The organism is Thermoanaerobacterium sp. PSU-2 (genome assembly GCF_002102475.1).
GTDB lineage: Bacteria > Bacillota > Thermoanaerobacteria > Thermoanaerobacterales > Thermoanaerobacteraceae > Thermoanaerobacterium.
Genome location: NZ_MSQD01000005.1, coordinates 77,920 through 97,380, shown reverse-complemented (window position 1 = coordinate 97,380; position 19,461 = coordinate 77,920). Strand labels below are relative to the sequence as shown.

Here is a 19,461-nt window from a genome sequence, read left to right as displayed (position 1 = left end):
CATTGTTTATAAAGCCGATAGAAAATTTGAGAGAGGTTGGGGAAATAAATGAGGCTCTTAAAGAGGAGAGACTACCGCTTTTAATATACGGATTAACTGATTCTCAAAAAGCACACATAGCACACTACATTGTAAAGAAGTTAAATAAAAAAGTGCTTTTCATAACATACAACGATGTGGAAGCTAAATTGATGCATGAAGATTTAAGCTCACTGTTAAATGGCGATGCATATTTGATTCCATCGAGAGATGCGCTTTTTTACAAAGTGGATGCGTCCAGTTTAGACATCACAGGCAAAAAACTTGCTGCTATTAAGAAAATCATTGACGATAAGCCTTATGCATTTGTTGCTTCAATAGATGGAGTTTTAAACAAAGTTGCGTCTAAAGACGTGTTTTTAAAGTATAAAAGGAAGTACAAGATTGGCGATAAGTTGGACTTAAATGAGATTTCATCGTTTTTTATCGACATGGGATATGAAAGAGTCCCTATGGTGGAGGGTAAAGGGCAGTTTAGCATACGTGGCGGTATAATTGATTTTTTCTCTCCTATGGAAGAAGAAGGTTTTAGGATAGAGCTTTTTGACGATGAAATTGACTCTATAAGAAGCTTTGATACATTTACGCAAAGGTCTTTGGACAATGTAGACGAGGTTGAGTTGTTTCCTGCCAGAGAGTTTATTTTGGAAGATGAGAACATCAAAAAGGGGCTTACCAATCTAAGCAACAAGGTAAATTCCTACATTTCTAAGATAAAAGAGACACAAAGCGGTAGGGCAGAAAAGCTCAAGAAGAAGTTTGACGAAATGATGGAGAATATTTCTGAGACCAGAAATGTAACAAATATAGGGGAATTGATAGGCTTTTTTTACGATAATCTTTATTCCATCGTTGATTATTTCGATGATGCTTTTATAATAGTAGATGAGAATTTAAGGGTAAAAGAAAGGGCCTCAAACATTGTTAAAGAGTTTAATGAAAATTTTAAGTCGCTGCTTTTGTCTGGAGAAGTCATACCTGAGCAGTCAAACCTTTTGTTTGGTTATGACGACATCCTAAGGAAGCTTTCAGATAAATCTCTAATTTTAATGAACACAATTGTAAAGTCTGATGAAAATATACAGGCAAAAGAAATCGTTAATTTTGTATCAAGAACGATGCACTCTTTTCACGGAAAGCTGGATCTTTTGGCAGAGGATCTTAAGTTTTACAAAAGTTCCGGCTATAAAGTTGTCATGCTTTCCAGCAATTTAGAGAGAGGAAAATTATTGAGAAATTCCCTTATAGGATATGGATTAGAAGTTCCTATTATAGAAGACGAAGAGTACGACATACCAGAAGGCGGTGTGTTAATTTATCCAGGCACAATAAGCAAAGGATTTGAGTACGTAGATGCCAAGTTTGCTTTAATAAGCGATGTTGAGATTTTTGGCCAATCAAGGAGACCTAAAAGATCCGTTAAAGTTAAAAGTGATGGAAGGATTAAGAATTTTACAGAGCTTACTGTTGGTTCATACGTGGTCCATGTAAATTATGGCATAGGCAAATATGAAGGAATAGAGAAAATAACTGTTGACGGTGTCACGAAAGATTACCTTAAAATAAAATATGCTGGCGATGACAAGTTGTTTGTACCTGTTGAACAGTTGGATTTGGTGCAAAAATACATAGGGCCAGAAGATAAACCACCAAAACTAAATAAGTTAGGCAGCAGCGATTGGTCTAAGCTTAAGAAAAGAGCTAAAAAGGCCGTTGAAGATATAGCGAAGGACTTGATTAAGCTGTACGCAAAAAGGCAGACAATGAAAGGATATGCTTTTTCTAAAGATACGCCGTGGCAGAAAGACTTCGAAGAAAGGTTTCCATACGAGGAAACGGAAGATCAGCTTAGGTGTATAGAAGAAATAAAGAAAGATATGGAAAGCGATAAACCTATGGACAGATTGCTTTGTGGTGATGTGGGATACGGCAAGACAGAAGTAGCACTTAGGGCTGCGTTTAAAGCTGTTGCAGATGGGAAGCAGGTGGCTTTTTTGTGTCCCACGACGATATTAGCTGAACAGCACTACAACAATTTTGTGCAGAGGTTTAAGGATTTTCCAGTCAAAATTGAGATGCTTTCTCGTTTTAGAAGCAACAAGGAACAATCGCAAATAATTAAAATGGTAGCCGAAGGTACCGTAGACATCCTGGTGGGGACACACAAGATTTTGCAAAACGATGTGAAGTTTAAAGACCTTGGCCTTTTAATCATAGATGAAGAGCAGAGATTTGGTGTGAAACATAAGGAGAAGATTAAAAAGTTGAAGGAAAACATTGATGTGTTATCTCTTTCTGCTACGCCTATTCCAAGGACACTTCACATGTCCCTTATAGGCATAAGGGATATGAGCGTATTGGAAAATCCTCCTGAAGATAGGTATCCAGTTCAAACGTACGTGGTAGAATTTAATGAAGATCTAATAAGAGATGCGATTTTGAGGGAGCTGGGGCGTGGAGGACAAGTTTATTTTGTCTACAACAGAATTGATGGCATTGAAAGAATGGCTTCGATTTTAAAAGAGCTGGTGCCTGAAGCTCGTATTGCTGTTGCACATGGTCAGATGGATGAAGGAAAGCTGGAAGATATCATGATAGGATTCTTAAACAGGGAATACGACATATTAGTGTGTACCACAATAATTGAAACGGGCTTGGACATACCAAATGTAAATACCATAATAGTGTATGATTCAGATAAGATGGGGCTTTCTCAATTGTACCAATTGAGAGGAAGGGTAGGAAGGTCAAATAGACTTGCTTATGCGTATTTTACTTACAGGAAAGATAAGGTTATTACAGAAGTGGCAGAAAAAAGGCTTGAAGCAATAAAGGAGTTTACGGAGTTTGGTTCAGGGTTTAAAATCGCCATGAGAGATTTAGAGATAAGAGGTGCTGGAAATCTTTTAGGAGCTGAGCAGCATGGGCATATAGATGCTGTAGGGTATGACATGTACCTGAGGCTTCTGGACGAGGCAATCAAAAGCTTAAAAGGAGTACCTGAAGAAGACAAGCCCAATACAGCAATCGACATTAAAGTTAGCGCTTATATAGATAAGGATTATATTGAAGATGAAAATCAAAGGCTTGAAATGTATAAAAAGATTTCTTCCATCGAAAATGAAAAAGACGTTGAAGACATAAAGGACGAGCTTATTGACAGGTTTAAAGAGTATCCGAAAGCTGTAGAAGCTCTTATAGATGTGGCTTATTTAAAAGCGCTGGCAAGAGATGCAAACATATTGGAGATTACTGAAAGAGGAAATTCCGTAATCTTGAAGTTTAAGGACAATAAGTCTATAAATTCAAGCATAGTTGATGCTTTAGTCAATGAATTTAAAGGTAAAATAATGTTTTCAGGTCAAATTCCGCCATACATCACCTATAAATATGGCAAAAAGGAAAACTTATTGAAAGAATTGATCGATTTGGTCAGCAAGATTAAATGTTTGCAGATAAATTAAAACTGATATATAATGAGTATATAAATAGTAATGTGAAAGGATGAATGCATTGAAGCTTAAAAGATTAGGAGCATTTTTAGCATTGACATTGGCACTTACCACACTGACTTCCTGTGGTGTAAACAAAAACATCGTTGCAAAAGTTGATGGACAAGATATAACGCTGAAAGAATATCAAGATTCGTTTAATCAGGTTAAGGCGCAGATAGAAAGCGATCCGCAGTACACTAAAGACATTTGGAATCAAAACTACAATGAGCAAAAGTTTATTGACGTAGTTGAGAATTCTGTATTGGACAATTTGATTCTGGAGAAGCTTTTGCTGAAAGAAGCTGAAAAAGAGAAGTTTACAGCGACGGACAAAGAAATAACCGATGAATACAACGCGGAAAAAGCCACAAATAGCAAAGTCACCAAAGAAATGGCCAAGGACAACGTCCTTATAAACAAGCTTGTAGATAGTTGGACTAAAAATGTAAAAGTTACTGATAGTGAAGCTTTAAAATACTATAACGACAATAAAAGTCAGTTTGAGGTGGTTAAAGCCAGCCATATATTAGTTTCTGACGAGAAAACCGCTAATGAAATATACGATAAGCTTATGAAGGGCGCTAACTTTGCGGATCTTGCAAAGCAATATTCGATAGATACTTCTACAAAGGACAATGGCGGTGAACTTGGAGAGTTTACAAGAGGCACAATGGTAAAGGAATTTGAAGATGCTGCATTTGCGCTAAAGCCTGGAGAGATATCAAAGCCTGTCAAGACACAGTATGGATACCATATAATTAAATCAGAAGAAAAGTACACAAAGTCTTTTGATGAAGCAAAAAGCAGCATAATATCCTACTTGGAAAACAACAAAAAGCAGGACATATTTAATCAGAAATCAGAAGCTCTTAAAAAGGCAGCTAAGATTGAGAAATTTCCGCAAAATATAAAAGTAACAATATAAAAGACACTTAAAGAAGTGTCTTTTTTTATGTATAAAATAATGGAAATACATAAATACTAATCTTGAACTTAAAATTTCAGGAAATGGAGGTACATAATTTGAAAGCGACTGGAATTGTTAGAAGAATAGATGACCTTGGAAGAGTTGTAATTCCAAAGGAAATAAGAAGGACATTGAGGATTAGAGAAGGTGATCCGTTAGAGATTTTCACTGACAGAGAAGGTGAAATAATATTAAAGAAGTACTCTCCTATAAGTGAACTTGGAGACTTTGCACAAGAATACGCAGACAGCATATATCAATCAACAAAGCAACCTGTTTGCATAACAGATGGCGACAATGTCATTGCTGTGGCAGGTATGCCTAAGAAAGAATTGATTGACAAACCCATAAGTCCAGAATTGGAAAAGTACATGGAGGAAAAAAGAACTGTCATACTTGGCGAAGGAAAAGACAAAGGCACTATTGCAATAGCAGAAGGACAGGAATTTATGCCTGTATCACAGGTTATAGTTCCGATTATTTCACGAGGTGATACGATTGGAACTGTAATAATCTTTACGAGAGAAAGCGGTGTTGTTCTTACCGATGTCGAGGCCAAGATAGCTGAGACAGCCGCTACATTCTTAGGAAAACAAATGGAAGAATAATATATAACAAGTATATAGAACCCTGCATATTATAGTATATGAAAATGACTATAATGTTGTGGGGGGATCTTTATGCCTTTTAAAGTCAATGACATAGTAGTGAGGAAATCACACGGTTTTGATTTACTGTTTAAAGTTATAGATGTTATAGAAAATAGAGGAACAAGACATTACCTTTTGCACGGACTAAATATGCGAATTGTTGCTGATGCACCTGAAGATGATCTTATGCCAGCTTCATTGACCAGAATTAACGAATACGATGAACCATATCAGAGAAAGGCAAATTATATAATTAAAAAGATTGCTCAATCAAAAGATTTGAGGAAATCGAATGTGATGCGATCAAACCGAAGTGAGCCGTACGGCAAACCTGGTACGGTTCTCCATATAGACGGCGATGAAGGATATCTGAATATTTGCTTAGATGCATACAAAAAGGCAAATATAGTGGCTTATGGAGAAATAGTAGATGAAAAAGAGCAGCCTGATAAAGTGGTGGCTTTACTAAATAAATACAAACCGGATATTCTGGTGCTGACAGGACATGATGGCGTAAAAAACACCAGAAATTATTCAGATCTAAACAACTACAGAAACTCAAAATATTTTGTAGAAGCTGTAAAAAAGGCCAGAAGCTATGAGCCATCTCTGGATGATTTGGTGATTTTTGCAGGTGCTTGCCAGTCTAATTATGAAGCTTTAATATCATCTGGAGCAAATTACGCAAGTTCACCTGAAAGAGTGCTGATACATTGCCTTGATCCTGTTTTAGTGTGTGAAAAAGTAGCTTACGCTCATATAAATGAGATAGTAAAAATCGAAGAGCTTATAGAAGACACCATCACAGGTTCAGCAGGGATTGGCGGACTGCAGACGATGGGGAAATTCAGATATGGCGTTCCAAAGGCTAAATTTTAGCGAGTCAACTGACTCGCTATTAATTTTTCCCGGCTTATGCCGGATAATTCTCTATTTAGCGCATTTATTTGTGCTTTTAAGCATGAATTGATTTGTTGACAAACTACATTTTCACTGGTATAATAATATATTTTATTTGACAAAGGATGAAAAATGTGTTATAATATTTTCAGAATTTTGTAAGGAGTGATAAAATTGGCCGATAGATTAGCCCTACATGAGATTAAAAAGAAGCTGGATGACCATGTTGGCGCCAGAGTCCGGCTAAAAACTAACGGTGGCAGAAAGAAGACAATAATCCGTGAAGGATTTTTAGAAAAAACATATCCCAGTATTTTTATTATTGTCATAGATGGACATGGAACAACCCGCAGGGTCTCATATAGTTATTCTGACATTTTAACAGATACAGTTGAGCTTACACTTATGAAAGGTGAAAAAGAAATAAGATGTATGTAGCAAAAACCGATAACAATCGGTTTTTGTTTTTAGCATATTTTTATACCTCCTTTTATATTATTATATTAGATAAATATAGCTTCTATATTTGATCATATATTTAATACGAGGAGGTAAAAAAATGTTACAAGGTGCATTGACAAATCCCATAAGTTATGACAGATTTGTAGGCGGGGAAGATAGTCAGGCTCTTATAGAAAGCGATGTAATAGTACCGGAAGATATGCCTGATGCCATAAATGTGATTGCGGTTTTAGGGGAATCTGTAATAAACGACGTTGTTGAAAGCGACGGCAAGATTCAAGTTGATGGGCAGCTTAAGCTAAGCATATTATACGTGGCTGACAAGGACAAAAAACTCCTTCGAATTAACAAGTCTGTGGATTTTACGCATTTTTTAGAGATTAGCGGTGTTGACTCAAAGTGCAAATCTATCGTCAATTGTAGAGTAGAACATGTAGATTTTTCCCTTATAAATAGCCGCAAGATGAACGTAAAAGCAATAGTAAGCGTTTCTGGTAGAGCATTTGCAAAGGAAAAGAAAGAAGCCATAGTGGGAATACAAGGCGATGAAGGCATAGAATATCTGAAAAAGACCATCAAATTAGCAAATATCGTAGGGCAAAACAGTGCGGAGACTTTCTTGAAAGAGCAAGTTAAGATTTCTGACGGTGAACCTAATGTTTCTAAGATATTAAAAGTTGACATGGTTATAAAGCCTGATGAGCCTAAAATAACAGATAATCGCGTCATAATACAGGGTAGCGTTCATGTGTATATAGTGTACGAAGGAGATTCGAAAGATGAGTACGGCTATGAAGAATGTGACCTAAATTACGCTAATTTTATAGACGTGCCTGGCGCATTAAGCTATATGAATGCCAATACGTATGAAAGAATAATTGAGAAAAACATAGAGATATTGCCTGATGAAAGCGGAGATAACAGGATAATCGACATAGAATTGGTTTTAAAGACTGATACTATTGTGACAGAGAAAGATGAAACTGAGATCCCGGTAGACATATACGGCATCAACAGAAACGTTGAGCCTGTAATCGAGAGAATAGAAGCCATAAGTCAGCAAGGGCGCTTTAAATCACAAGCCATATTTAAAGAAAATGTGGAATTTAGAAACAATGTCCGTAGAATAATTGATGTTGTTGCATATCCTGTCCTTTCAGACTACGCTTTAAAGGACGGAAAAGCCATCTTAGAAGGTGTGATCGATTATAACATCATATATATAGGTGATAACGGCAACACCATGTCTTATAAAGACGAAGCACAGTTTAAGACGTTTTTGGATGTGCCAATAGATGACGGAGATCTTTTCGTCGATTTAAAAGTAACGCATATTACCTATGACATTATGGCCATGAAAGAGGCAGAACTTAAGTTTGTAGTCGATGCTACTGTAGATGCCTTTAAAATTAGCAAGTACGATGTGCTTGTAGATGCGAAGGAAGTTGAAGATGTAAGAAGTGAAGAAAATAGGCACAGCATCACGATATACATGGTCCAAAAGGACGATGAGCTTTGGGATATAGCTAAAAGGTACAGGACTTCTAAAGAAGAAATAATTAAAGTAAATGAATTAAAAGACGAGAGGATTTTGGCTGGCTCAAAGCTTATAATACCTAATAAAATATGAGGTTTAAGCTAAAGTTGGAATTCATGATTTATTCCAACTTTATTTTATTTCATAGAGAAAATTTATTTATCGATTTAAACATATGTAGAAGGATTTTCGTGTATAATGTATAATATATATTATAGCGTAAATTTTTTGTGGAAGTGAACTGGTTATGGACAAACTAAAAGCGAAATCGTACGCAAAAATAAATTTGGCACTTGATGTCAAAGGGAAAAGAGATGATGGATACCACTTTGTTGAGATGGTTTTGCAATCGATAGATTTATATGATAAATTAGAATTTGAGATGTATGATGACATAGTTCTTGAATGCAATAGGAAAGATGTACCTACAGATAGATCCAATTTGATCATAAAGGCAGCGGATTTATTAAAAAGAGAATTTGGCGGATACGGTGTTCACATTAGACTTAAAAAAAACATACCAATTGCTGCAGGACTTGCTGGGGGCAGCTCAAATGCTGCGGCAACTTTAGTCGCTCTAAACAAGCTTTGGAACCTTAATGTAAAGTTGTCTGTCTTAAAAGATTTGGCCGTTTCTTTAGGGGCCGACGTGCCTTTTTGCATAGATGGTGGTACTAAAGTGGCTTCTGGTATAGGGGACGTGCTTCAAGACTTACATACGCCCAACTTGAAATTGCTATTAGTAAAACCTCATATATCCGTAGCGACAAAGGACGTGTATACTGAATATGACAATCTTGCTTTCATAGAAAATAATTATACTAAAAATATGGTTGACGCTATAAACTCAGGAGATGTCATGAATATATGTATGAGTCTGGGGAACGACTTGGAGCGGGTAACCATCAAAAAATATCCTATTATAGGCGATATAAAAAAGATGATGGTTAAAAAAGGTGCATTAGGCACTCTTATGAGTGGCAGTGGGCCAACGGTATTCGGAATTTTTGATGATAGTGTAAAAATAAATATTGCTTATGATTCTTTTGTGGCTGATGGATTTTATGCATGTATTTCTAATACTATTGATAAGGGGATAGAACTTTATGAATAACTATTTGCCATTAGAAAATTACAAACCGCTTAGGGATATCGTATTTGATTACATGAAAAATGCTATTATAACAGGCGAATTTAAGCCAGGAGAAAGGCTTATGGAGGTGCAGTTGGCGGAGAAACTGGGAGTTAGCAGGACTCCCGTAAGGGAAGCCATAAGAAAGCTGGAGTTAGACGGGCTTGTCGTCATGGTACCGAGAAAAGGTGCATATGTGTCAGATCTTAGTACGAAGGATCTGCTTAATGCGTTTGAAGTCAGGCAGTCTTTAGAAGGACTTGCGGCATCACTTGCTGCTGAAAGGATAACAGACGATGAACTAAAAAAACTAAAAGAAATATTGGACAAATTTTATGAGGGGATACAAGAAAACGACGTAGAAAAGCTGATTAAGTACGATCAGGAGTTTCATGACTTGATATTCAATGCTTCAAGAAATGAAAAATTGGTTCAGATAATGAACAACCTTCAAGAGCATGTTCATAGGTTTAGAGTAAGGTATATAAGCGATTTTAAAAAATCAAAGAAGCTGTATCAAGAGCACAAGAAGATATTGGAGTCATTGGAGATGCGTAGTTCTGACAATGCTCAAAAGTGGGCGGAGAAGCACATACAGAATTTTCAAAATGATTTAGTGAAAGATATGAAGCATTTTAGCAATGGAGAGTGAATGAATCATGAATGCTTTAATACTGGCTGGAAGCACTGGCGATGAGAAGCTTCCAGAAAAGGCTCTTATTAAGATAAAGGATAGGTATATGATATCGTATGTCATTGATGCGTTAAGAGGCTCTGGGAAAGTAGATAAGATTGCTGTAGTAGGCGACAGGGAAAAACTGCAATGTATAGATGGCATAGATATATTGATAGATCAAGGAAATTCCATAATAGAAAATGTTGTCAAAGGAGTCGAGCCTTTTAAAAATGACAGGCGCGTATTGATATTGACATGCGATATACCTATGCTTACAAAAGAGGCAGTAATAGACTTTGTAGAGCAGTCTGAAGCCTTGAACGCGGATTTGTGTTATCCGATAGTTAAAAGAGAGGACAACGAGAGGAAATTTCCAGACGCAAAGAGGACTTACGCTAAAATCAAAGAAGGCACTTTCACCGGTGGAAATATATTTTATATAAATCCTCAAATTGTCGATGCTTGCATTGAAGCGGCAAAACAATTTATAGCGTTTAGGAAAAAACCGTGGAAGTTAGGACAGTTGCTGGGCTTTAGGATTTTGATACTGTTCGCTTTTGGGCGCGTAACCATAAGTCAGCTTGAGAGAAAGGTATCAGAGCTTTTCAATATTAACGCAAAAGCTGTAATATCTAAATACCCAGAGATAGGCAATGATGTAGATAAGGATGAAGACGTAGAAATGGCAAATAAGTATATAGCTTAATATATATGCATGAGAATAGGCGGAGGCCTATTTTTTTTGCATATATTTTTTTTATTGTGAAATACTTAAAAAAGGTGATGTGGATATGATGAATGTATTTCTTTTTTTGAAACAAGTTTTTAACGCGTATTTGTTTACCGTACTTTTCATAACAGGTTTTTATGAATCGGTGTTTGAGCCCAAAGATTTGAAGAAAAAAGGGCTTGATAAAGACTCAAAAGTTTGCAGAAATATAGGCATAGCGTATCTTTTAGTTGATGCAATCATGTACATAATCATTAAATTTTCACCGATTTGATGAGAAAGGGGTGGTTTTTTTGGGATTTTTTAATAAACTTTTTAAAAATAAAAACAATGATAACAGGGAAGGTAAAGATGTAGAAAGTCCAAAGGTGAAAGAAGACATTGAAGAAAATATAAAATACATAAAGGATATGTTAAAAGATTCTGATGATATAATTTACAGAGAATTTTGGGTTGGTGAGGAATTCCAGCACAAACTGGAATTAGTGTTTGTAGATGGACTTGTGGACAAAGGCATCATAAACGAGCACGTGATGCATTCCCTTATGCTTGATTCAAGGCAGGCAAGACCTTCGATTGATGAGATTAAAAAGAACATATATGAAGTAATCAAAAAAGCGGCCATAACTGGTGGTGACATAAAGGAGATTGACGATTTAGACAAATGTATAACATCTATACTTTCAGGTGATACGGCCCTTTTCTTAGATGGACACTCTAAAGTTGTCATTATATCCAGCAGAGGATGGCAGATGAGATCTGTTGCACCTCCTGAGACAGAAATGGTTGTAAGGGGCGCAAGAGAAGGTTTTACTGAGACTTTGAGGGTAAATACAGCTCTTGTCAGAAGGTGGATAAGGGATCCGAAGTTTAAGATAAAGCAGATGCAGATAGGGAAAAGGTCTAAGACGGATATTGCTTTACTGTACATAGATGACATAGTCAATAAAGATTTGTTGTCATTGATAAAAGAAAGGCTTAATCAGATAGACATAGACGGCGTTTTAGAAAGCGGCTATATTGAGCAGCTTATAGAGGAAGATTGGCATTCGCCATTTCCACAAATGCTTAACACCGAAAGACCTGATAAAGTTGCTGCATCAGTGTTGGAGGGAAGGATTGCCATACTCATAGACAATTCGCCATTTGCACTAATAATACCTACAACGTTGGCCACACTATTCCAATCGCCTGAAGATTATTTTGAGAGATGGATGATTTCTTCACTTCTCAGGATACTAAGGTTTACGGCGGCAATCATTGCTCTTGTAGGTCCATCTATATATATAGCATTTACATCATACCATCCTGGCATGATACCTACAAAATTGGCTCTTTATATAGCTTCAACAAGGCAAGGAGTTCCATTTCCTGCCTTTATGGAAGCATTAATAATGGAAGCGACTTTTGAGCTTTTGAGAGAAGCAGGCATAAGGCTTCCTGTACCAATAGGCCAGACGATAGGCATAGTAGGCGGCTTGATCATCGGTCAGGCTGCTGTAATGGCAGGAATCGTAAGTCCGTTGATGGTGATAGTGGTAGCAGTTACTGCCGTTTCGTCTTTTTCTATACCCAGTTACAGTGCTGCCATTGCCTTTAGGCTTTTAAGGTTTGCTTTTATGATTCTAGCGGCTGTATTGGGGTTATACGGCATAATGCTGGGATTTATACTTATGCTGACACATTTGGTCGTACTTAAAAGCTTTGGACTTCCTTATTTATCTCCATTTGTAGAGATAAATTTAAGCGATTTGGCAGATACAATTATAAGAGCGCCGCTGATGGTCTTTAAAAAGAGACCTCCTACACTTGACACACAGGACAAAAAACGGATGAAGGATTTAAGACCGGAGAAGATCGAAAGCGTAGAAGTAGACCGGAGGGATAATGATGATAAAAAACAATGACAAGATCTCAGAAAATCAGCTTTCTATACTGCTTTTTACCACTATGTTAGGAGCTGGTGTATTAAGCTTGCCTGCAGATGTGGCCAAGGCAGCAGGACCCAATGGTCTTATTGTGATACTTTTAGGAGGACTTGTGGCTTTAACATTTGCTAGGATTATAAGTTTCGTAGCATCAAAATTTCCGACGGAGACATTTGTAGAGTATTCCGAAAAAATTATGACTAAGCCTGTGTCTATTTTGCTTACAATATTCTTAATCGTGTATTTTTTGATTTTTTGCAGTTTAAATTTAAGGATATTCGGTGAAGTCGCAAAGTCATACCTACTGAATAGCACTCCTATAGAGGTTATAATGATAACCCTGCTTTTCACGTCGGCGTACATTGTGCGATATGGGATAGAACCTATTGCAAGGATGTCGGAGATACTTTTTCCTGTAATGGTTATACCTGCCATGATCATCCTTTTGCCAGCCATTACAGACATAGATTTAAGCAATTTTTTGCCTGTGCTTAGGATTTCACCTTTAAGGCTTGCAAAAGGCATTTTGCAGACTACCTACAGTTTTATCGGATTTGAAATATTGTACGTCATATTTCCATATATCCAATTGGGAAACAAGCTTAAAAAAAGCATAAATGTATCATTTTTTTCCATAATATTTTTTTATCTTTACATAACGTTTTTCACCATAGGTATATTCGGGTACAAGGAAACAAGTGTCCAATTGTGGCCATTGCTTACAGTCATAAAATCCATAAACTTTCCAGGCTTTTTTATTGAAAATCTTGAAAGCCTTATAATGGGCATTTGGACGTTTGCAGTATTTACATCTATATCGGCTTTTCATTATGCCGCCACACTGAGCTTGTCAAAGCTTATAAAGGCAAGAGAACATTCATATCTTGTTATACCGCTTATACCCATCATATACTTTATGGCACTTATACCTGAATCAATTGTAGAGGTATACAGATACGCGTCATACGCCATATATTTAGCTCTGTTTTTTGTGATCATCCTTCCTTTGTTAATGTGTACTATAGTGAAAATAAGGCATGGAGGTGAAAAGCAATGAAGAAATTTATTTTTATTTTGGTGCTCATTATACCATTAATTTTGACAGGATGCTGGGACAAGGTTGAGATTGAGGACAGAGCATTTGTGATGGCCATAGGGATTGACACGTCGAATCAAGCCAAAAATTATGTGGTGACTTTCCAGTTTCCAAATGTAAAACAGGTGTCCAGCGCTGCAGGTGGCGGCGGTGGTGGCGGTGGGCAGCCTAATTTCTCCATATCAGAAATTGGGGATACAGTCTTTTCTGCATCCCGTCATGTGAGCACAAGGCTTGATAAAAGGCTTTTTTTAGGTCATACGAAAGCTGTGATTTTAGGCAAGGATGTAGTCAGCAATAGGGATAAATTTCTTGAAGTATTGGATACTTTAGATAGAAGCTACGAACTAAGCAGGAAGTTAAGGTTGCTGGTGGCAAATGGCAAGGCACAAGATATACTGCTTAAAAATTATAAATTTGATCCAGATATTGGTGCGTATATTGATGATATATTCAAGCAGTACAACAGGACGTCAATATTTCCTAATATAGATTACAATAAAATAACCAAATCGTTGCATGACACAAATGGAAACGCCATAATTCCAGTCATATCAGCGGGAAAAGATGAACTGAAAATTGCTGGTTCTGCCATCATAAAAAATTACAAACTGGCAGGATGGCTGTCAGATGGGGAAAACATGGGGTACATGTGGCTTATGGGCTTTGTCAAAGGTGGAGACATTACGTTTGACATGCCTACAACGGACGGTAAGGAAGTAAAGGTGCCATTTAACATCACAAATACCGTTATGAAAAGACAGGTTATTGAGAAAAACGGAAAGATAATATACAAATTAAAATACGATGTTGAAGGAGAAGTGACGGAATACAGTTTTCAAAAACATGGGGAGATGTTTGACACAAATGTATTAAGCACAATGGAGAAAAAAGCCGACGGCGTCATTGAAAAAATGATAAATGAATCACTTAAAAAATTTCAGAAGGATTTAAAAGTCGATATGATAGGTGTAGGAGACTACATTGAGAAGTACAATCCTTCCCTTTGGAGCAAAGTTGGGCCAACTTGGAATGAGAAATTTCCGGATGTTGTGGTGGAGCCGGTTGTGACTGCCCACATTAGGAGGATAGGCTTATTTAGATAAATTTTGTATAATTCTCATCTTGTTTGGCAATAATTGAAATCGAAGGCAATTTTAATTGTAATTGTCAAATAAAAATAATTGGGGGATTATACATAATGAAGCGTCTTATTGCAATTGTTCTGATAATTTCTACAGTATTTTTCTTTGAGATAAGTAAAAACGATGACACATACGCCATGAAAAAAGATATCTCAAATAAGCTTATAAGATTTCACGTTATAGCTAACAGCGATTCTAAAGAGGACCAAAGCCTAAAGCTAAAAGTGAGAGATGCTGTAATCAAAAACATGAACGACAGATTCATCGGTGTGACAAATCTAAAGGAGTCAGAAGAAATAATAAAGAAGAACATACCATACATACAAAAGATAGCGCAAGATACTGTTTACGCCAATGGAAAAAATTATGGTGTCAAAGTAATGTACGGTCGCTTTGATTTTCCTACAAAATACTACGGAACGATCACACTGCCTGCAGGAAATTACAATGCACTTAGGATCGTCATAGGTAAAGGCGAAGGGAAAAATTGGTGGTGTGTGATGTTTCCGCCACTGTGTTTTATCGATATAACACATGGGCTTACAAGCGATGAGACAAAGAGAGAATTAAGCAGGTTCTTGTCAGAAGATGAATTGTCCATGATAGAGACAGAAAAACCACAGGTGAAATTTAAAGTCGTGGAAGTATTGGAAAGGTATTTTAACGAGATAAAAATGGCATTAAAAGATTAGGAGGAAAACTTAGATGACGAAGTACACACAGAATGATGCGCCTTTATTTGAGGCGCTAAAAAATTATGTAGAGGAAAATGTGTATGCCTTTCATGTTCCAGGGCATAAACATGGGAAGGGAAATAGAGAATTTACTCAATACGTTGGAAGTGCAGTGATGAGCATTGATGTCAACAGCATGGAGGATTTGGATAATCTTGCTAATCCAATAGGCGTAATAGAAGAAGCACATAAACTTGCAGCACAGGCTTTTGGTGCAGATTATGCTTACTTTTTGGTCAATGGCACTACGTCTGGAATACAAGCCATGATAATGGCAGTTACAGAGCCGGGTGACAAGATAATCATGCCGAGAAATGCTCACAAATCAGCTTTTTCGGCTCTCATTCTATCAGGTGCAGTACCTGTTTACCTGTATCCTGAAATAGATGAAGATTTGGATATAGCATTAGGAATTAGCGCCGACAAGGTACAAGAGGCAATTTTAGCAAACCCTGACGCTAAAGCAGTTCTCATATTGAATCCTACGTATTACGGCATTACTTCAGAATTAGAAAAGATAATCAATGTGGCACACGAGAATAATATGGCGGTTTTGTGCGATGAAGCGCATGGAAGCCATTTTTATTTTCATCCTGACATGCCTCGTGGTGGTATTACACTGGGCGCTGACATTTGTGCCCTTAGCATACATAAAACGGGTGGCTCAATGACACAAAGCTCTCTTCTTTTGTCTAAGGGCAATAGAGTAGAAGTGTCTTCAATAAAGTCCATTTTAAACCTTTTGCAATCTACGTCTGCTTCGTACGTTTTGATGGCATCACTGGATGTGGCGAGAAAACAGTTGGCTACTAAAGGTGAAGAAATGCTCATGAAAGTCATAGAATTTTCGGAATACGCTCGTGAGGAAATCAACAAGATAGATGGGTTAAAAGCCATTACTCAAAAGGATATAATGAGCCCATATATGTTAGATCCAACTAAACTTGTCATAAATGTATCAAAGACAGGCATGACGGGATACGAGATAATGAGAGAATTGAGGCTTAAATACCACATCCAGTTGGAGATGGCGGATCTTAGCAATATAATGGCAATAATAAGCCTTGGCGATGAAAAGGATGATGTAGAGCATCTAATACACAGTTTAAAGGAATTTGCCAAAATGAATAAAAACAGCGGTGAAATAACAACAGGAAACATAATAAGGCCAGAAGTCATCGTTGCTCCGAGAGATGCGTATTATAGCAAAAGCAGGTCAATTCTTTTGGATGATGCAGAAGGTGAAATATGTGCGGAGATGATCATGGCATATCCGCCGGGGATACCAATGATTTGCCCAGGTGAGAGGATAACAAAAGACATAATTGAAAGGGTAAAGCTGCTTAAAAGGCAGCATTGTCAGCTTCAGGGCACTGAAGATCCAAACATAGATCATATAAAAGTTTTGGGACACGTGTATAAAGTTTGATTCTCTACAAAAAATATCTACAAATACTAATTTGTAGAGGAGGAGACAGATGAAAAACTATTCCATTTCAAGAGTCAAAGTAGTTTTGCTTATATTAATATTATTTACGACTTTTTGTGTCGAGTTAAGCACATTAAACATGTCCATGAAGACAATGGCAAATTTGTACTGGGGCAATTCTGGCTCAGACGTATCGAGAGTTCAATCAAGGTTAAAAGATTGGGGATATTACGATGGGCCTGTAGATGGATTTTTCGGAGTCAGAACATGGCTGGCTGTGAGAAAATTTCAGGCTAATAATGGACTTAATGTGACTGGGATTGTGGACGATCAGACGAAGGTAGCCTTGGGATTTAATATTAGCAAATACACTTCAATATCAAGTACATACACTCCAGCAACATCAACGACTACAAACGATGACGTATACCTTTTGGCAATGCTTATAAACGGTGAAGCGAGAGGTGAGCCTTTTATAGGCAAAGTAGCCGTTGGAGCGGTTGTGATGAACAGAGTAAGGTCACCGATGTTTCCACATACAATTGCAGGCGTGATTTTCCAACCTGGAGCATTTTCTGCGGTTGATGATGGACAAATGTGGCTTCCTCCAACTCAAGACTGCATAAGAGCAGCTCAGGATGCAATAGCAGGATGGGATCCAACAGGTGGAGCACTGTACTACTACAATGCATCGAGAGTACAAAATTACTGGATTTTTAACAGGCCAATAATAACCCAGATTGGCAACCATATATTTGCAAGGTAGGTGATGTAAATGAAGAGAATATCAACAGTCGTGATGCTTCTTTTGCTTTTAGTAGTAGGTGCATGGGGATACAATCAGTACATGCAGAAAGTAACATACCATAGATATTTACAGGCACAGTACGATAGGTCTTTTTATCAGCTTGTAAACAGCATAGAAAATATAGAGACATCAACAGGCAAGTTGATGGTTTCATCTCAGGAAAATACGACAATACCAATTCTAAGCGATGTATGGAGACAGGCTTTTGAGGCGCAGGAAAACTTAAGCCAGCTTCCCATAAGTCAACCTGAATTAGACAACACTTCAAAGTTTTTGTCCCAAATCGGCGATTATTCTTACAGCCTTTCAAAAAACGTCGCTGACGGCAAAAAATTGACGGACAAAGATTTAAAGACAATATCAGAGCTGCACAACTACGCAGTATATCTTGGCAAAAGTTTGCAAGATTTAAGAAGCAAAATACAAGGAGGGTATGATTTAGACAACTTAAATAAAAAAGGCACTCAAAAGATGAGCCAGATAGACAGCAAAATACTAAATGTGAATATGAATACTGTAAATCAACAGATGTCTAACTATCCAACACTTATATACGATGGACCTTTTTCTGAAAGTCAAGCAAAGTTAACGCCCAAAGGACTGACTGGCAGCAACGTTTCGTACGATAACGCAGTGTCAATAGCAAAAAGGTTTTTAGGAAAGCCAGTATCGTCTGCGATTAAATACAGTCCTAACAATGGAAAGATAGATGCGTATGGAGTAGAATTAAAGCCACCTCAAAACGCTCCTTCTATATATGTGAATGTAAGCAAGAAGGGCGGGCATGTAATATGGCTTATGGATCAAAGGGCAGTTTCTAAAGTGAACATATCAGAGACACAAGCGTTAAATTATGCTATGAAGTTTTTAAAATCACATGGTTTCAGCAATATGGAAAATACTTATTCTATAAAGGCCAATGGAACGGTCCAATTTAATTTTACTCCTGTTCAGGATAACGTAAGAATCTATCCTGACATTGTCAAAGTAAAAATTGCATTGGACAATGGCGACATAGTAGGATTTGATGCCACATCATACTATATGTCACACGTTGATAGGAAAATAGAAAAGCCGAAGCTTACGGAATCTGAAGCGCAAAGCAAGGTCAGCAAGAATTTGAAAATTGAAAGCAGCCGATTGTGCATAATACCATTGGACGGAGGGAAAGAAGTTTTGGCTTATGAATTTAAAGGAACATACAGCGGCGATACATTTTATGTATACATCAACGCGGAAAATGGCGTTGAAGAAAAGATTTTAAAAGTCATAAAGACAAATCAAGGCAATCTGACGATGTAATTTCTTTTAGAATAAAAAAGAGCTTAACAGGAAAAATATAAATGGGCCCAAAAGGAGGAATTGAAAATGAGTAGACGTCGCAATAGCCTCATGTCAGATAACCTGAAAGAGGAATTGGCAAAAGAGTTAGGCGTTTACGACATTGTAAAGACTGAAGGTTGGGGAAGTGTATCATCTCGTGACTGCGGCAATCTTGTAAAACTTGCTATCAAGAAAGCCGAGGAAAGCATGGTACAGAACAATAACTTCTAAGTCTCCTCATTAAAGCCCAGAAAGGCCGGGGAAGATAAATTTCTTCTCTGGCCTTTTAACGTCTATAATGACTTAAAAAATTTTTAGTGCTCAACTAAAATTGTAGACATTTAATAGCAAACGCGATAAAATTATTGTGTAAAAAATGTTTAAAAATAATCAATAATTTTGTAGAGATTT

General features: G+C 37.1%; 18 protein-coding genes. All 18 read left to right on the top strand.

Going from position 1 to position 19,461, the window contains the following annotated elements; translation table 11 throughout:
• The first annotated feature begins 2 nt into the window (after nt 1–2).
• The 18 genes from mfd (at nt 3) to BVF91_RS05395 (ending at nt 19,281) form a co-directional block, all read left to right on the top strand.
• Nucleotides 3–3,503, top strand: a complete 3,501-nt coding sequence (mfd, locus tag BVF91_RS05480) for a transcription-repair coupling factor (protein ID WP_085112542.1) — start codon at nt 3–5, stop codon at nt 3,501–3,503.
• Nucleotides 3,504–3,552: 49 nt separating this feature from the next.
• Nucleotides 3,553–4,458, top strand: a complete 906-nt coding sequence (locus tag BVF91_RS05475) for a peptidylprolyl isomerase (RefSeq protein ID WP_143588973.1) — start codon at nt 3,553–3,555, stop codon at nt 4,456–4,458.
• Between the two features lie 98 nt (nt 4,459–4,556).
• Entirely contained in the window at nt 4,557–5,108 is a 552-nt protein-coding gene (gene spoVT / locus BVF91_RS05470; protein ID WP_013786976.1) for a stage V sporulation protein T, read from the top strand.
• A gap of 72 nt (nt 5,109–5,180) precedes the next feature.
• The gene (gene yabG, locus BVF91_RS05465) at nt 5,181–6,029 is read left to right on the top strand and encodes a sporulation peptidase YabG (protein ID WP_014757673.1); all 849 of its coding nucleotides are present in this window, start codon (nt 5,181–5,183) and stop codon (nt 6,027–6,029) included.
• A 195-nt stretch (nt 6,030–6,224) separates the two neighbouring features.
• A complete protein-coding gene (locus tag BVF91_RS05460; RefSeq protein ID WP_014757674.1) occupies nt 6,225–6,488 on the top strand; it encodes a Veg family protein in 264 nt (87 codons plus the stop codon).
• 121 nt (nt 6,489–6,609) lie between these two features.
• Nucleotides 6,610–8,142 carry a DUF3794 and LysM peptidoglycan-binding domain-containing protein gene (locus tag BVF91_RS05455; protein ID WP_085112465.1) on the top strand — a complete coding sequence of 511 codons (1,533 nt, stop codon included), beginning with the start codon at nt 6,610–6,612 and terminating at the stop codon, nt 8,140–8,142.
• A 154-nt stretch (nt 8,143–8,296) separates the two neighbouring features.
• Nucleotides 8,297–9,163 carry a 4-(cytidine 5'-diphospho)-2-C-methyl-D-erythritol kinase gene (gene ispE, locus BVF91_RS05450; protein WP_085112464.1) on the top strand — a complete coding sequence of 289 codons (867 nt, stop codon included), beginning with the start codon at nt 8,297–8,299 and terminating at the stop codon, nt 9,161–9,163.
• Nucleotides 9,156–9,833, top strand: a complete 678-nt coding sequence (locus tag BVF91_RS05445; RefSeq protein ID WP_013786981.1) for a GntR family transcriptional regulator — start codon at nt 9,156–9,158, stop codon at nt 9,831–9,833. The genes ispE and BVF91_RS05445 overlap by 8 nt, the downstream gene beginning before the upstream one ends.
• 7 nt (nt 9,834–9,840) lie before the next feature.
• Nucleotides 9,841–10,563, top strand: a complete 723-nt coding sequence (locus BVF91_RS05440) for a nucleotidyltransferase family protein (protein ID WP_085112463.1) — start codon at nt 9,841–9,843, stop codon at nt 10,561–10,563.
• 85 nt (nt 10,564–10,648) lie between these two features.
• Complete coding sequence (locus tag BVF91_RS05435) at nt 10,649–10,861, top strand: CLC_0170 family protein (RefSeq protein WP_085112462.1); 213 nt, start codon at nt 10,649–10,651, stop codon at nt 10,859–10,861.
• 19 nt (nt 10,862–10,880) lie between these two features.
• Complete coding sequence (locus tag BVF91_RS05430; RefSeq protein ID WP_085112461.1) at nt 10,881–12,494, top strand: spore germination protein; 1,614 nt, start codon at nt 10,881–10,883, stop codon at nt 12,492–12,494.
• The gene (locus BVF91_RS05425; RefSeq protein ID WP_085112460.1) at nt 12,478–13,572 is read left to right on the top strand and encodes a GerAB/ArcD/ProY family transporter; all 1,095 of its coding nucleotides are present in this window, start codon (nt 12,478–12,480) and stop codon (nt 13,570–13,572) included. Before BVF91_RS05430 ends, BVF91_RS05425 begins: the two co-directional genes overlap by 17 nt.
• Nucleotides 13,569–14,717: a Ger(x)C family spore germination protein gene (locus BVF91_RS05420; RefSeq protein WP_085112459.1), complete on the top strand. Its 1,149-nt coding sequence runs from the start codon at nt 13,569–13,571 to the stop codon at nt 14,715–14,717. Before BVF91_RS05425 ends, BVF91_RS05420 begins: the two co-directional genes overlap by 4 nt.
• Before the next feature lie 95 nt (nt 14,718–14,812).
• The gene (spoIIR, locus tag BVF91_RS05415) at nt 14,813–15,448 is read left to right on the top strand and encodes a stage II sporulation protein R (RefSeq protein ID WP_085112458.1); all 636 of its coding nucleotides are present in this window, start codon (nt 14,813–14,815) and stop codon (nt 15,446–15,448) included.
• Nucleotides 15,449–15,461: 13 nt separating this feature from the next.
• Nucleotides 15,462–16,919: an aminotransferase class I/II-fold pyridoxal phosphate-dependent enzyme gene (locus BVF91_RS05410; RefSeq protein WP_085112457.1), complete on the top strand. Its 1,458-nt coding sequence runs from the start codon at nt 15,462–15,464 to the stop codon at nt 16,917–16,919.
• A gap of 49 nt (nt 16,920–16,968) precedes the next feature.
• On the top strand, nt 16,969–17,685 hold the full coding sequence (sleB, locus tag BVF91_RS05405) for a spore cortex-lytic enzyme (protein ID WP_085112456.1): 717 nt from the start codon (nt 16,969–16,971) through the stop codon (nt 17,683–17,685).
• A gap of 9 nt (nt 17,686–17,694) precedes the next feature.
• Nucleotides 17,695–19,029, top strand: coding sequence for a germination protein YpeB (gene ypeB, locus BVF91_RS05400; RefSeq protein ID WP_085112455.1), 1,335 nt, complete (start codon nt 17,695–17,697; stop codon nt 19,027–19,029).
• A 66-nt stretch (nt 19,030–19,095) separates the two neighbouring features.
• A complete protein-coding gene (locus tag BVF91_RS05395; protein ID WP_013786991.1) occupies nt 19,096–19,281 on the top strand; it encodes a small, acid-soluble spore protein, alpha/beta type in 186 nt (61 codons plus the stop codon).
• Nucleotides 19,282–19,461 lie beyond the last annotated feature (180 nt).